Below are 13286 nucleotides of genomic sequence, written 5' to 3' on the forward strand. Positions count from 1 at the left end.
CTAGATGATGTAGCCGCCCGCGACTTCGATGTTCTGGGCATTGATCCAGCGGTTTTCCTCCGACAGCAGACTGGCAATGACGCCGCCGATCTCCTCGGGTTCACCGACGCGGCCGAGTGCGGTCTGCCCCGCGAGCAGCGCCTCGAATTCGTCGTTCAGTCCGCCGCCAAGCTCTGTCCGGATCGCTCCGGGTGCAATGGAGTTTGCCCTGATCCGCCGCTCGCCAAACTCCTTCGCCATGTAGCGGGTCAACACCTCAAGGCCGCCCTTGAAAGCAGCGTAGGGCGCGACGCCGGCCGTCGCCACCCGCGACGTGGCGCTGGTCATGTTGATGATGTGGCCGCCGTCGTCCATCAGCGGAAGAAGGATCTGCGTCAGGAAGAACGGACCTTTCAGATGCACGGTGAACAGGCCGTCGAACTGCTCCTCCGTCACCGTGGGGAACGGTGCGTAGAGACCATATCCGGCATTGTTGACGAGAAAGTCGAAAGTCTGCCTGCCCCAGACCACCTCAAGTTGCGCTTTGACGGCATCGCGGAATTCCGGAAACGACTGGCTGTTGCCGACATCAAGCTTCAGCGCGACGGCTTTTCCGTCGCTGCGGTAGGCGGAGAGCTACTGGACGCCTGGATTCGCATGCTGCGACTGATGGCCCGTCCTGACGAGATCAATGCTTTGGCTCCTGCCTACGAGCGGGAGATCCTGTTTCGCGTGTTGCAGGGGCCATTGGGTTGGATGCTGCGCGACATCGTAGCCCCGGACGCCGCGATCTCGCGGGTCGGTGTGGCGATACAATGGATCCGCGAGAACTTTGCCAAACCTTTGCGGGTGGAGGCCCTGGCGGAAATGGCGGCGCTGAGCGTTTCGGCCTTCCATCGTCACTTCAAGGCCGTGACGGCGCTGAGCCCGCTCCAGTATCAGAAGCAGGTTCGCCTGCTCCACGCGCGCGGCTTGCTGATGGCGGGAGAAGGCAATGCAACCTCGGTGGCGTTCGGCGTCGGCTACGAGAGCCCGAACCAGTTCAGCCGGGAATACGCGCGACACTTCGGCCTCCCGCCGTCCAGGGATGTCGTTCGGTTGCGAGGGATTGCAGCCTAAAGGGACCGCAAAGATTTCACGGGAGTGTGCTCCTGCATACTTCTGCCGCAGGGTCGCACCCCGCACCTCCTTCGGAAGGCAGCCGTGTTCGCCCGATGTCTGCTTTCGGGCAACGGAAAAGCTTACTCGTACGGCCGATATTGGGCGCGAAGCTGCCGTCACATCCGGCCAGTTGTGTGACTAGTCCGATAGCAGGCAAACTTTGCCTAGCCGCCACGCATCCCCGCCCAGCCATGTGCGGCAGGATATCCGGCTCAGTTCCGCTTCTTCTTCGGTCGACGCCCTCGCTTGTCGCCAAACCTCTCGCCGCTCGACTTGCCGGCCCAAGGCGGCGGCAGTTTCTTCTCTACCCACGGAAGCAGGCGGATCGGCTTCGGCTCGAGGTGCTCCGTGATTACCGGATAGCGCGATATGATCAACTGCAGCAGCGCCAGTCCTGCAGGATTCGTATAACGTGTCGATGTCTCGCTCTCGCCCAGCCGCCCGGCCAGATCCTCAATCACGCCGTCGGAAACGCCCGCCTGCTTCAGGATACTTGCGAAGCCGTGGCGCAAGGCATGTAACGGCCGTTCCCACAGGCCGTTCGGGAGCTGGCGCTTCGCGATCGGGACGAAGTCCTTGTAGAAGCGGTCGCCTGGGTCATTGCGCTTAAGGTATGGCGAGAACAGCTCCGGGAACAGCCGACGGTGGCCCAACTCCTTGAGTCGCTCGACATACTCGATGAAATTCAGGCGCAGGAGCTCGCTCGGCACGGGCAGCAGACGATGCGACTGCGCGTTCTTGATGCGCCGAAGCTCATTCCGCTTGATCTGGATCGCCCAGCGCCCATCGGTCTGCACGATCTCGTCCACCATCAGCCCGCAAATTCCTTCCGACGCGGGCCCAGATAGGTGTAGAGCATCGGCAGGAAATACAGGGAGCCGTGGAAGACGAGGTCCCCCGCGATCTCCGGTTCTTCTGCGCTACGGCGACCCGTAAAGATCGGCATGTCGAAGACCGGGCGGACGACGTCGGGACCCGGCTTGACCTGCTGCAGCCTGACTTCGCCCTTTGGCGGCTTCCGCGGGCGCAATGCCTCGAAGGTCCATTCGGGCACAGTGAAATACGACGACCGCAGGTGCTTGAGGAAATGGTCGAGATTACCCAGGTGCCAACGGACAGTCGCCGCTGACAGACCTAGCCGGAGGGGTTTGCCAACTTTCTCGGCTTCTTCGGCGCGCCGACGGCTCTCGTCCCGCAGCTCACGCGGGGAGAGGCTGCGCAGCCGGGGGCTTCGCCCCCAGGTGGGCACGATGTGATTGAAGTGCTGACGCAGCGCCGAGACATGCTCCTGGGTGATTTCGCCTGAATGCGTCACGCCATGTTCTTCGAGGATGCCACGGAAGATACCGACGAGGACGCGAACGTCGGACGCAGTGTCCTCTTCCCAATCGTCCTTGTGGTTCGCGATCAGCTTTTCGAGTTCCTCGTCGAAATCGGAAAGCGACAAGTCTTTGCGACCTTTGCTCTTGGCCGAAGTTGGGGGCGGCGCGACGGCAGGAACGTCGACCGGCGCCGCGACATGGGACGGCGGCGGAGATTCGGACTTTAGCTCATCTTGCCAGACATTCTCGCTAACCTGCACGTCGAACTACCTTGTTGCAGCTTCGAATTCCCTAACAATGTGAGCGTAGATCGTTTCGATCTTAGCTGCCGTCTTCTTCCCAACATAGCTGGCCACAGCGACGTTAATAGAAGCAACCATGGCGATCTGGATGAGGCGCGATGCGATGCCGGCGCTCACCCACCAAATGCCGATTCGTGAACGCGGGCATCCGCGTTAATGAATTGCACGCCGAGCGAGTGCTGAGACCGCCAGCGGACTCTTGCCATACGCACCACGTTTCCTTCCCCAACGGCTAGACTGAAAACTTCCGGGACACCATCTGTGTCATCGAAATCCAGCCTTGCCCCACTTGGGGACAGGCTCCGAACTGTAGCCTCGCAGGTGCAGTAGCCGCCGAAAAAGGTCAGAACACCGCGCTTCAGCGCGCGCTGACGGCTTTCCACGCGCTTCTCACCCTGCGCATGCATACGAAATTCGCGAACGATATCTGTCATAAGGCTGTCTCTCCATGCTTTAGCAGAGTCCACGAGGCAGGATTCGTGCCAAGATTGCAGGGGAGCAGTGGCTAAGATAAAGTGCGGGCGCTACGCCGGTGGCGACAAGCGGCCCGAATACACCCCGGATATAGGCTGGTCGGGCCGGCTGACATTGCTCGCGCTTGTCGTGTTCTTCGCGCTAGGCGCGTTCGGCTGTTTGCTGGTTTAACGTCCGATTCTCGCCTATCTATGAGAATCCCGCGCTCATTGTGGCGGGCTGTATTGAGGGGCGTATAAGGCCCAAAGCTGACCGCAGAGTTTTTCTATGGGTTTCCCCTTAGCATGTATGTCTTTGATTTGTTTGGCTGACATTTCACTAGTTCTTTGCCGCACTGAATCTTTCGAGAGTTTCATTTTTAGCGCGATTTCAGTCACCGCTTTATCAAGATGCCCATCAGCTTGCCATGCGGTCCCGCAAAGCTGATCAGAAGTGACCATACCGGCTGCGTTATAAAGATCGATGCTATCTTGAGATAGCGCCTTATTGGGTTCGCTAATAACTGTCCCGGCAAGCGCAAGCGCCGCCGCAACGATAGTCAGCTTTTTCAAAATGAGTCCCCAAGTGAATTGCCCACCAGCAACGGATCATCCATCCGCCACACCTGTCAAGGCGGCTCACACCGTGCCTTTTCTATTTCGCCGACTCGGTTGATGATCGAACCATTCGTTGTGAGGGGGAATGGATAGTGTTCAGCCATTGGTGGGATATTTCAGCAATCGTAATCGGCCCTGTCGCGGCTGTCGCGATCACTCTTTGGTATCAGGCTCGCGACCGAAGCTATCAAAGCCGGTTTGATGTTTTTCGCTCGTTAGTTATGTGGCGTCGTCACGGCACTTCGCCGGATTTTGTAAACGCACTAAATCTAATCCCGGTCCATTTTTTTAAAAACACGAAGGTTATGAGCCGTCGGCGAGCCCTTATGGACGTGTTTGATGATCCGCAATGGCTTAGCCAAGACCTCGATACCAAGGCGCGGTTACTTGATCGCATGGAAACGGTCAGGGCAGAGTTAATCCGCGAGATCGGCAGGGCCGTGAGAGTCGGAATCGATGACCTCGAAATTCTTAAGGGTGCGTATGCACCGCAGGGCTGGCGGGATGAAGAGACTCTCAAGAATCGTGCCCAAATCGCTGCATTGAACCTGCTTGAAGGGAAAACAGCACTAACGGTCCTTCCCATATTGCCCAATACTCCCCCAAAAATAGAGGGCGAACAGACCTAACGCTAAAGACTGACCCTCCTAGTCTTAATCGCGGCTTTCGGCGTCGCGGCTACTCGGCTGGCATCTCGTCCGATTTCCACAGGCTCGCGAGCTAACAAAAGGTGCTAACGAACGCTGCTAACGAGATTTTCTAAGTGGTTGATTTTGTTATGAAAAACGCGATGGCTGGGGAACCTGGATTCGAACCAGGACTAACGGAGTCAGAGTCCGTGGGTCTACCGTTAACCTATTCCCCAAGAGGCGCTAGTGCATGCGCATGGTGAAACGAGCGGACCGAGCGGTAAACTTCGGTCGGCTGCCTTGCGGAAGCGATCCCGTTTCTGCGCTGCCTTGTAGCTACCGCCGCAAAATAGTCAAGCCTGCTCGCCGTTTCAATTGGGACGAAACATCGTCGGTCGAACTGCAATCCCCTGACGCTTCCGGTCCAAGGCTTGGCCAGCGGAAAAAAGCGAAGCGTTTTTTTTTGCGCCGCGCGCTCTTGGTGATCCAGCACGGCGCTGCTAATCTGTCGCCAACGTAGAAATACTTGTGCGCGTGCAGCGTCCCGGCAACGGTTCGCGCGGCGCTGGAAGGAACGACAGTGAAAGACCGCGACACCGGCGCCGAAGCGCCGGCGCCAAGCGTGTCCAGCAGTTCCCCCATGCCCGGCGACGGCAAGGGGGACTCGCCCGCAACGTGTCCGCCGTGCCAAATCGCGGCGGCCATGCCCGGAAACGGGGCTGCGGAGGACCCGAATAAATCCCACCGGGGCAAGAAGCGGCGCAAACGCAAGCGCGGCCGCAAGGTTTTTGCGCGCGATGGAAGCGCCCTGCCCGGCCAAGCCGCTTCCGGCCCGACATCTGTTGCCTCGGCAACGATCCAGCCTGCCGCGCCACGGCCCGTCGATGCCGCACCGCCGGCTGCATCCGCCCAGACCGAGCCGCACCGTCCGCGCCCGGTGGCACAGGAATTGCCGATATTTGCCGCGCTCGATCTCGGCACCAACAATTGCCGCCTGCTCGTTGCCGTGCCCACCCGCTACGGTCAGTTCCGCGTCATCGACGCGTTTTCGCGCATCGTCAGGTTGGGCGAAGGGTTGACCGCGAGCGGAAGGCTGGCTGACGTCGCCATGGACCGCGCCGTCGAGGCCTTGAAAATCTGCGGCGACAAGCTCAGCCATCGCAAGATCCGGCGGGCGCGGCTCATTGCCACCGAGGCCTGCCGTTCCGCGCATAACGGTTTTGAATTCGTCGAGCGCGTCGAGCGCGAAGCCGGCCTCAAGCTGGAGATCATCGACCGGCAGACGGAAGCCCGGCTGGCCGTTTCGGGCTGCGGCTCGCTGATTGAGCGGGATACGCAAGGCGTCGTCCTGTTCGACATCGGCGGCGGTTCGTCCGAAATCGCGCTCATCGATCTTTCCGGCCGTCGCTCGCAGCGCCTTGCCAACAACATCGTGTCGTGGACGTCGCTACCCGTCGGCGTCGTCTCGCTTGCCGAGCGCTTTGGTGGCCGTGCGGTCACACGCGAAACCTTTGCCGCGATGGTCGACGATGTCGCGACGCATCTCAACGCCTTCGAGGGGCGCGACCGCCTGAAGCATGTCGTGGCAGGATCGAAATTCCACCTGCTTGGCACCTCCGGCACGGTTACGACGCTGGCCGGCGTTCATCTCGACCTCGAACGCTATGATCGCCGCCGCGTCGACGGGTTGTGGATGGATCGCGACAGCGTAGATGCTATGGTCGACCGGCTGGTCGGCTGGGATTTTCAGCAGCGCGTCGCCAATCCGTGCATCGGCGCGGACCGGGCCGATCTCGTGCTGGCCGGATGCGCCATTCTCGAAGCGATCCGCGCCGTATGGCCTTCGGAGCGCCTGCGCGTTGCCGACCGCGGGTTGCGCGAAGGCATTTTGAGCGAATTGATGGCCGATGACGGCGTGTGGCGCAACAACTGGCGCGGTGGATATCGGTCATGACCAAGAAACCTGAGAAGCCGACGACCGCCGGCATGCGCGTCATGAAAACGCGCATCAAGAAAAAGAGCGGCTTGAAGGAAAGTTCGCGGCGCTGGCTGGAGCGCCATATGAACGATCCTTACGTCCAGCGTTCCAAGGCCGATGGCTACAAGTCGCGCGCGGCCTATAAGCTGATCGAGATCGACGACCGTTATCATCTGCTGAAGCCCGGCATGAAGGTCATCGACCTGGGTGCCGCACCCGGCGGCTGGTGCCAGGTCGCCGCGGCGCGCACGAACTCGACTGCCGAAAAGCCGCATGTCGTCGGCATCGACTATCTCGGCATGGATCCGGTTCCCGGAACGGTCGTGCTGGAAATGGATTTCCTCGACGATGCCGCCCCTTCGCGCTTGATCGAGGCGCTGGGCGGCGAGCCGGACGTGGTGCTGTCGGACATGGCGGCCCCCACCACGGGACATCGCAGGACCGACCACATCCGCACCGAACATCTATGCGAGGTGGCCGCGGATTTCGCCATCTCCGTGCTGCGGCCCGGCGGTCACTTCCTGACCAAGACGTTTCAGGGCGGCACCGAGCACGAGGTGCTGGCGCTGCTGAAGAAGAATTTCCGCTCGGTGCACCACGTCAAGCCGCCGGCATCGCGCGAGGAATCGGTCGAACTCTATCTGCTGGCCAAGGAATTCAAGGGCCGTACGCCGCCCGAAACTGCCTGATCGCGACAGGTCCGTTCAGGCCGAAGGCGTTTCAGGTTCGAGCGACCTGGCGGCACGAGCGCCATGACCGGATACGGCGCTGCCGGCGTCCGGGGCCAAGCGCACGAACCAGATTGCCGCCAACGCAGATATGCCGGCGACAATGAAGAATGCGATGTGAAAATCGGCAAGCGTCAGCGAAGCGCCGTGAAAATGCGTCGACGCTTCCAGGATACCGCCGGCAACAGCGACGCCGAGGGCGATGGACAATTGCTGCCCAACGGCTGCGATCGGCGTTGCCTTGCTGGTATCTTCGGATGAAATCTCGGCATAGGTCAGCGCATTGATGCCGGTAAAGAACATCGAGCGCAGGAAGCCGCCGGCCAGCAATATGACGAGGATGAGCGCATAGGGCGTTTCGGGCGTAAAAAAGCCGTTCGCGCCGACGGACGCGGCGGATATCAGCGAGCCGAACACCAGCACTTTTCGAAAACCCGCCATCCGGAAAACCCATGTCGTGGCAAGCTTCATGCCCATCGCACCGATGGCCGAAACGAAGGTGATCATGCCCGACTGGAAGGGCGTCAGCCCAAATCCGATCTGCAGCATCAACGGCAGCAGGAACGGTACGGCGCCGATGCCGATGCGAAACAGGCCGCCGCCGAGCACGGAAGTCCGAAACACCTGGTTGCGGAAAAGGCTGAGGTCCAGAAGCGGGTTTGGCGCGCGCCGCGCATGAAACAGATAGGCCGCGCCGGACACCAGGCCGACAAGGGTGGTGACGATCCCGACATAAGGCGGCAAGGCCGCCAGCCCCATGACCGACAGGCCGAATACCACGCCCGACGCCGCTACCCCGCTCAAGACGAAGCCGGGCACATCCAGGCGCGGCATGGTCATGGACGGCGTCTTCGGCAGGTACCGCGTGGCGAGCCAGATGCCGATGATGCCGATCGGCACATTGATCAGGAATATCCAGTGCCAGGAAAAATAGGTGGTAATGAAGCCGCCGACCGGCGGGCCTACCAGCGGGCCAACAAGGGCCGGAATGCTGAGCCACGACATGGCCGCGACCAGTTCGCTCTTGGGCGTGGCGCGCACCAGCACCAGCCTGCCCACCGGCGTCATCATGGCGCCGCCCATGCCCTGCAGGAAGCGCGACACCACGAAGGCGGCCAGCGAGTTCGACGCGGCGCACGCAACCGACCCGACCATGAACACGACGATGGCGGTGCGGAACACATTCTTCGCGCCGAAGCGGTCGGCCATCCAGCCGCTGACGGGAATGAAAATCGCCAGCGACACCAGATAGGCGGTAAGCGCAAGCTTCAGCGCGATAGGGCTGCTCTGGATATCGATGGCGATCGCCGGCAGCGAGGTCGCGATAACCGTCGAATCCATGTTCTCCATGAACAGGGCGACTGCGAGGACAAGTGGGACGATGCGGTTCACGAACGTATCCCAGTTTCGGAGGCAGGCCGTCGACCGGACCACCAACGCGAGAGCGCGGTTATCATGCGGCCTCGGCAATGTCGCGCATGTACCCTGTCACATTTGCGCGAACACGAAGAACCTGCGGTCTAACCCACCCAGCGCTCGTAGTCGGAAACGAGCAGATGCAAGGGCGCGACATCCTCCTCGATATCCGAAAACCGTCCGATGGGATCGCGAAAAACATTGTCCGTCAGGTCGTCATTGACGGTGGACACCTCGCCGATGAGCACGTCGCTCCCCTCGCCCCAGAACGCATGCCAGACGCCCGGCAGCAGGGTCACGCTCTCGCCCGGATCGAGCTTCAGCAAGCCGCCTGCCGGTAGTTTGCGAATGGTGCCGTCGACCGGAACGGAAACCTCCGCCTTGGGATCGATGCCGCCATCGGCATCTGGCATGAACAGCTCCAGCACAAGTTTGCCGCCGCCGCGATTGATGATGTCTTCGGCCTTGATGACGTGGCGGTGCATCGGCGAAAGCTGGTCCTTGCGGGAAATCATGATCTTTTCCGCGTAGAGCATTCCGGCGCCCTTCTTCATGTCCTCGAAACGGCCATTGCGCACGGTAAACAGGAACAGGCCAAGTTCCTCGAACTTGCCCTGGCCGTAGTCGGTGATGTCCCAACCGAGCCGCGAAGAGAAAATGCCGGCGGATTCCTGCCGGCGCGCCTTCATTTCGTCCGGCGTCCAATAGGCGAAGGGCGGCATGACATAACCGAACGAACGGATAAAAGCGTCCGCCTCGCGAATGATCGTGTTGATGTCGGAACGCTTCATGGCCGTGCTCTCCCGGAGCCGAATTGGGTGACCGCTCGTCCAATCCGCATAGACGAATGCCGATCTCCTGTCGATCCGGCCAGCAGGATGTAGGACGGCAGGATCGCGCTCCCGGTGGCGTGACACGAGGCGGGATCTGCGCCATAAACCTCGGGGTTTTAACGGTGGCAAGACATGACCAGCATTTACGACCTCGATACCCCATCCGTCCTCATCGACATCGATCGGGCGCAGGCCAATATCGATCGGGCGCAGGCCCATGCCGACCGGCATGGCCAAAAGCTTCGGCCGCACATCAAGACGCACAAATTACCGTATTGGGCGAAAAAGCAGGTTGCCGCCGGTGCGGTGGGCATAACCTGCCAGAAAATCGGCGAGGCCGAGGTGATGGCGGATGCAGGGCTTACCGATATTTTCCTGCCTTATAACATCCTGGGCAAATCGAAACTGGAGCGGCTGCTTGCCTTGCATCGGCGCATCACGCTCTCGGTCACCGTGGACAATGCGGAGGTGCTCGCGGGGCTTTCCTCGACCTTCAGTGATGCCGGGCACCGGCTAGAGGTTCTGGTGGAATGCGATACCGGCGGAGGCCGCTGCGGCGTCCAGACGGCTGTGGAGGCGGTCGAACTCGCGCGCCGGATCGAAGCGTCGAAGGGCCTTTCCTTCGGCGGTCTGATGACATTTCCCGCCGCCGGGCGGCCTGACGAGGCAGAAGCGTGGCTACGGGCCGCGCGCGACGCTCTGGCGACGGATGGCCATGCCTGCGCGCGCATTTCCAGCGGCGGCACGCCTGATATGTGGCGCGCGGGCGATGACACGGTCATTACCGAGTACCGCCCCGGCACCTACATCTACATGGATCGCTATCAGATCGCGCATGGGGCGGCCACGCTGGACGACTGCGCATTGACGGTGCTGGCCACCGTCGTTAGCCATCCGACCGCGACCCGCGCCATCATGGACGCCGGCAGCAAGGCGCTTTCCAGCGACACACTCGGGCTTTCCGATTTCGGCGAGGTGCTGGACATGCCAGGCGCGACCGTCAGCGGGTTGAGCGAAGAGCATGGCACATTGCTGCTTGCAGGCAATGCCGATCTTCGCATCGGCGAGCAGGTGCGCATCGTGCCCGACCATTGCTGCGTCGTGGTGAACCTGTTCGACAAGGTTCACCTTATTTCCGGTGAAACGGTGGTGGAAACGCTGCCGGTGGCAGCGCGCGGACTTATGGCGTGATGACTATCGGCGCTCGGCGCTGCGCGCCGCGATGCGGCGCATGGCGGCGACGCGCCGCCTTCTGATTTCCGTGCGCATCGCCGTCAGGTGCAGCGCGAAGAACAGCACCGTGAAGCCGACTGCCATGACCAGCAGCGGCCACAAAAGGCTGGGATCGATGGTCGGTCCGTCCAGCCGGAACACGGAAGCCGGCTGGTGCAGCGTGTTCCACCAATCGACCGAAAATTTGATGATCGGTATGTTGATGAAGCCGACCAGCGTGATGACCGCCGCCGCCCATGCGGCGCGCCCGGCGTCGTCCAGCGCGCGCGTCAGCGCGATGATGCCGAGATACATCAGGAACAGGACGAACACCGATGTCAGCCGCGCATCCCACACCCACCAGGTGCCCCACATGGGCTTGCCCCAGATCGAGCCGGTAATCAGCGCCAGCGCCGTGAAAACCGCGCCGATGGGCGCTGCCGACTTCAACGCCACATCGGCCAGCGGGTGGCGCCATACCAGCGTGCCGAGCGCCGACGCCGCCATCAGCGAATAGCAGAGCATGGCAAGCCACGCGAACGGCACATGGATGTACATGATGCGAACGGTGATGCCCTGCTGGAAATCTTCCGGCGCGGCGAAACTCATATAAAGGCCGACCGCCAGGATAATTGCGGACAGGCCCGCCAGAAACGGAACAAGCCTGTCGGCCAGCCCGACGAAACGCGTCGGATTGGCAAGGTCGGTCCAGGTCGTGGGGCGCTCGCTCGTGTCGCTCATGCGACTTTACATAGACCGGCGCGGCGGCTGCGGCAATCGAGCTTCGATGTCGCAGGCCGAACCGGCCGTCAGGCTGCCGCATCCGCGACGGGCGGCGAAATGCGGCTCAGGCGGCGGACTTCCTCGTCGTTGAGCAGGCCGCCCGCGCGCAGCAGCGAAGCAAAGCGGCCATTGCGCAGCGACAGTTCGGCAAAGCCGCCCATCTCGATGATCCGGCCCTTGTCCATGAACACGACGAGATCGGCGTCGCGCACCGTGGTCAGACGGTGGGCGATGATGAAGGTCGTGCGATCGCGCCGAAGCACGTCGATGGCTTCCTTGACGCGGTCCTCCGTCTCGACATCGAGCGCACTGGTCGCTTCGTCCAGAACGAGGATCGGAGCGTTCTTCAGGACCGCGCGGGCGATGGCGATGCGCTGGCGTTCGCCGCCGGAAAGCTGGCCGCCACGTTCGCCGACCAGCGTGTCGTAGCCGCCGCCTTTCGACAGGATGAATTCCTGCGCGGATGCGGCCTCCGCCGCCGCGTGAATCTCGTCATAGGTGGCGTCGGCGCGGCCAACCCGGATGTTGTCCTCGATCGACCGGTTGAGCAGGCCGGCATCCTGGAACACGGTGGCAATCGAATGGCGAAGCGACTTGCGCGTCACCGTGCGGGTATCGATGCCATCGATGAGGATGCGCCCGCTGTCCGGCGAGAAAACGCGCTGGAGCATGTTGATGACGGTCGTCTTGCCGGCGCCGGTCGGGCCGACGATGGCGATGGTCTGCCCCGCCTGCACTTCGAAAGAGACGTCGCAGAGACCCTGGCCGGAATTCGGGAAGGCAAACGACACATCTTCAAAGCGGATGTGGCCGGTAACCGGACCAAGTTCGCGCAAGCCTTCCGGCTCGGCGGCGTCCACCGCGGAATCTTCCAGCTTATAGAACTCTTCAAGCTTGGCGCGGGCGTCGGAAATCTGATTGACGAAGGCCGAAATCTGGTCGAGCCGGGCAATCAGGATCGTGGCGAAGCCCGTGAAGGCAACCACGTCGCCGATGCGCAACTGGCCGTGCGTCACCAGATAAGCGCCGATCAGCAGCACCACCATCATCGAGATGGTCGAGGACAGCCGCTGCAGGGCGCTGGCAATGGCCCACCAGTCGAGCACGGGGTTCTGGGCGCTGAGCAGATTGCGCACATGCTGGCGCAGCGTCGCCGCCTCCAGGCCGATCCGGTTGTAGCTCTGCAGCACCGAAACGTTGCTGACGGAGTCGGTCACATGGCCGAAGACCTGATGATAATGCCGCTCCACATTGGCCTGGCCTACCTTGGTCTTGCGCATCACCAGCCGGCCGACGCCGACATAGACAACGCCGAGGACCAGGAGCACGGCCGCCATGCGGACGTCGAGGTTGAGCGCGGTGGGAACGAGCAGGCAAAGGGCTACCGCCGCCGAGAGATGCTGGCGCATGAACTCGAGCCACAGGCTGAACAGCGCTTCGATTGCGCGCAACAGCGTATGCAAGGAATTGGAGGTGCCGCGCTGCTGGTGCCAGGAAAGCGGCATCGTGATGACGCGCTCGAAGGACTGGCAAAGCAGTTCGCCGCGTCTTGCATGCGCAAAACGGTCCGCCCCGCGCGCCACCCAGACGAAAGCGATGATGTTGAAGATACCGATACCGGCCCACAGCACCAGCGTCGGCACGACGTCACGGCGATCCGACATCGCGTCGATAACGCGGCCGAACATGATGGGCTCAAGGATGGTTATGATAGCCAGGGTTACATTGGCTGCACAAATGAAGGCTACGCGCTTCTTGTCCGAAGCAAGATAACCCAGTGCTCTCAAGTAGATTTGCAGAAGGGACACTCGCCTACTCCACCGAAATCATTGCTGGCGCTTCGATCTGGCAGACAGGTACCGATAGAAGGCGT

The 13286-nt window shown here is 61.6% G+C and carries 13 protein-coding genes, 1 tRNA gene and 2 pseudogenes; 6 read left to right on the forward strand and 10 right to left on the reverse strand.

Annotated features, from left to right (window positions below):
• A pseudogene (locus ACX3P0_RS04205) lies at positions 1-594 on the reverse strand (SDR family NAD(P)-dependent oxidoreductase); the annotation flags it as partial.
• Between ACX3P0_RS04205 and ACX3P0_RS04210 the strand changes: the two are divergent.
• Positions 577-1098, forward strand: a pseudogene (locus ACX3P0_RS04210) (AraC family transcriptional regulator); the annotation flags it as partial. The pseudogenes ACX3P0_RS04205 and ACX3P0_RS04210 sit on opposite strands and share 18 nt — an antisense overlap.
• Before the next feature lie 254 nt (positions 1099-1352).
• On the opposite strand, the gene ACX3P0_RS04215 reads toward ACX3P0_RS04210, so the two are convergent.
• The 3 genes from ACX3P0_RS04215 to ACX3P0_RS04225 form a co-directional block, all read right to left on the reverse strand.
• Positions 1353-1952 carry a site-specific integrase gene (locus ACX3P0_RS04215; protein ID WP_459086743.1) on the reverse strand — a complete coding sequence of 200 codons (600 nt, stop codon included), beginning with the start codon at positions 1950-1952 and terminating at the stop codon, positions 1353-1355.
• Positions 1952-2722: a hypothetical protein gene (locus ACX3P0_RS04220; RefSeq protein WP_459086744.1), complete on the reverse strand. Its 771-nt coding sequence runs from the start codon at positions 2720-2722 to the stop codon at positions 1952-1954. The genes ACX3P0_RS04215 and ACX3P0_RS04220 overlap by 1 nt, the downstream gene beginning before the upstream one ends.
• Positions 2723-2877: 155 nt before the next feature.
• Complete coding sequence (locus ACX3P0_RS04225; RefSeq protein WP_459086745.1) at positions 2878-3198, reverse strand: PilZ domain-containing protein; 321 nt, start codon at positions 3196-3198, stop codon at positions 2878-2880.
• 67 nt (positions 3199-3265) lie between these two features.
• On the opposite strand from ACX3P0_RS04225, the gene ACX3P0_RS04230 reads away from it, so the two are divergent.
• Positions 3266-3409, forward strand: coding sequence for a hypothetical protein (locus ACX3P0_RS04230; RefSeq protein WP_459086746.1), 144 nt, complete (start codon positions 3266-3268; stop codon positions 3407-3409).
• Positions 3410-3444: 35 nt separating this feature from the next.
• Here the strand turns inward: ACX3P0_RS04230 and ACX3P0_RS04235 are convergent, their stop codons facing one another.
• Entirely contained in the window at positions 3445-3789 is a 345-nt protein-coding gene (locus tag ACX3P0_RS04235; protein WP_459086747.1) for a hypothetical protein, read from the reverse strand.
• Positions 3790-3926: 137 nt separating this feature from the next.
• Between ACX3P0_RS04235 and ACX3P0_RS04240 the strand changes: the two genes are divergently transcribed.
• Complete coding sequence (locus ACX3P0_RS04240) at positions 3927-4463, forward strand: DUF6680 family protein (RefSeq protein ID WP_459086748.1); 537 nt, start codon at positions 3927-3929, stop codon at positions 4461-4463.
• A 162-nt stretch (positions 4464-4625) separates the two neighbouring features.
• Here the strand turns inward: ACX3P0_RS04240 and ACX3P0_RS04245 are convergent.
• Positions 4626-4699 (reverse strand) — tRNA-Gln (locus tag ACX3P0_RS04245).
• 344 nt (positions 4700-5043) lie between these two features.
• On the opposite strand from ACX3P0_RS04245, the gene ACX3P0_RS04250 reads away from it, so the two are divergent.
• Positions 5044-6417: a Ppx/GppA phosphatase family protein gene (locus tag ACX3P0_RS04250; RefSeq protein WP_459086749.1), complete on the forward strand. Its 1374-nt coding sequence runs from the start codon at positions 5044-5046 to the stop codon at positions 6415-6417.
• Positions 6414-7130 carry an RlmE family RNA methyltransferase gene (locus ACX3P0_RS04255; RefSeq protein WP_459078718.1) on the forward strand — a complete coding sequence of 239 codons (717 nt, stop codon included), beginning with the start codon at positions 6414-6416 and terminating at the stop codon, positions 7128-7130. Before ACX3P0_RS04250 ends, ACX3P0_RS04255 begins: the two co-directional genes overlap by 4 nt.
• A gap of 15 nt (positions 7131-7145) precedes the next feature.
• Here ACX3P0_RS04255 and ACX3P0_RS04260 read toward each other — a convergent pair whose 3' ends face one another.
• Both ACX3P0_RS04260 and ACX3P0_RS04265 read right to left on the reverse strand, forming a co-directional pair.
• The gene (locus tag ACX3P0_RS04260) at positions 7146-8561 is read right to left on the reverse strand and encodes an MFS transporter (RefSeq protein WP_459086750.1); all 1416 of its coding nucleotides are present in this window, start codon (positions 8559-8561) and stop codon (positions 7146-7148) included.
• A 128-nt stretch (positions 8562-8689) separates the two neighbouring features.
• On the reverse strand, positions 8690-9376 hold the full coding sequence (locus tag ACX3P0_RS04265) for a D-lyxose/D-mannose family sugar isomerase (protein WP_459086751.1): 687 nt from the start codon (positions 9374-9376) through the stop codon (positions 8690-8692).
• Between the two features lie 174 nt (positions 9377-9550).
• On the opposite strand from ACX3P0_RS04265, the gene ACX3P0_RS04270 reads away from it, so the two are divergent.
• A complete protein-coding gene (locus ACX3P0_RS04270; protein ID WP_459078715.1) occupies positions 9551-10609 on the forward strand; it encodes a D-TA family PLP-dependent enzyme in 1059 nt (352 codons plus the stop codon).
• A gap of 3 nt (positions 10610-10612) precedes the next feature.
• Here the strand turns inward: ACX3P0_RS04270 and ACX3P0_RS04275 are convergent, their stop codons facing one another.
• Positions 10613-11371 carry a heme ABC transporter permease gene (locus ACX3P0_RS04275; protein WP_459078714.1) on the reverse strand — a complete coding sequence of 253 codons (759 nt, stop codon included), beginning with the start codon at positions 11369-11371 and terminating at the stop codon, positions 10613-10615.
• A gap of 68 nt (positions 11372-11439) precedes the next feature.
• Positions 11440-13221: a glucan ABC transporter ATP-binding protein/ permease gene (locus ACX3P0_RS04280; protein ID WP_459086752.1), complete on the reverse strand. Its 1782-nt coding sequence runs from the start codon at positions 13219-13221 to the stop codon at positions 11440-11442.
• Positions 13222-13286: the final 65 nt, after the last annotated feature.

The sequence above is a fragment of the Mesorhizobium sp. A556 genome (assembly GCF_054489545.1).

Bases quoted from the DNA above. Each gene is read 5' to 3' on its own strand.
- ACX3P0_RS04215 (WP_459086743.1), bottom strand. From the start codon at position 1,952: ATGGTGGACGAGATCGTGCAGACCGATGGGCGCTGGGCGATCCAGATC.
- ACX3P0_RS04225 (WP_459086745.1), bottom strand. From the start codon at position 3,198: ATGACAGATATCGTTCGCGAATTTCGTATGCATGCGCAGGGTGAGAAG.
- ACX3P0_RS04255 (WP_459078718.1), top strand. From the start codon at position 6,414: ATGACCAAGAAACCTGAGAAGCCGACGACCGCCGGCATGCGCGTCATG.
- ACX3P0_RS04265 (WP_459086751.1), bottom strand. From the start codon at position 9,376: ATGAAGCGTTCCGACATCAACACGATCATTCGCGAGGCGGACGCTTTT.
- ACX3P0_RS04270 (WP_459078715.1), top strand. From the start codon at position 9,551: ATGACCAGCATTTACGACCTCGATACCCCATCCGTCCTCATCGACATC.
- ACX3P0_RS04275 (WP_459078714.1), bottom strand. From the start codon at position 11,371: ATGAGCGACACGAGCGAGCGCCCCACGACCTGGACCGACCTTGCCAAT.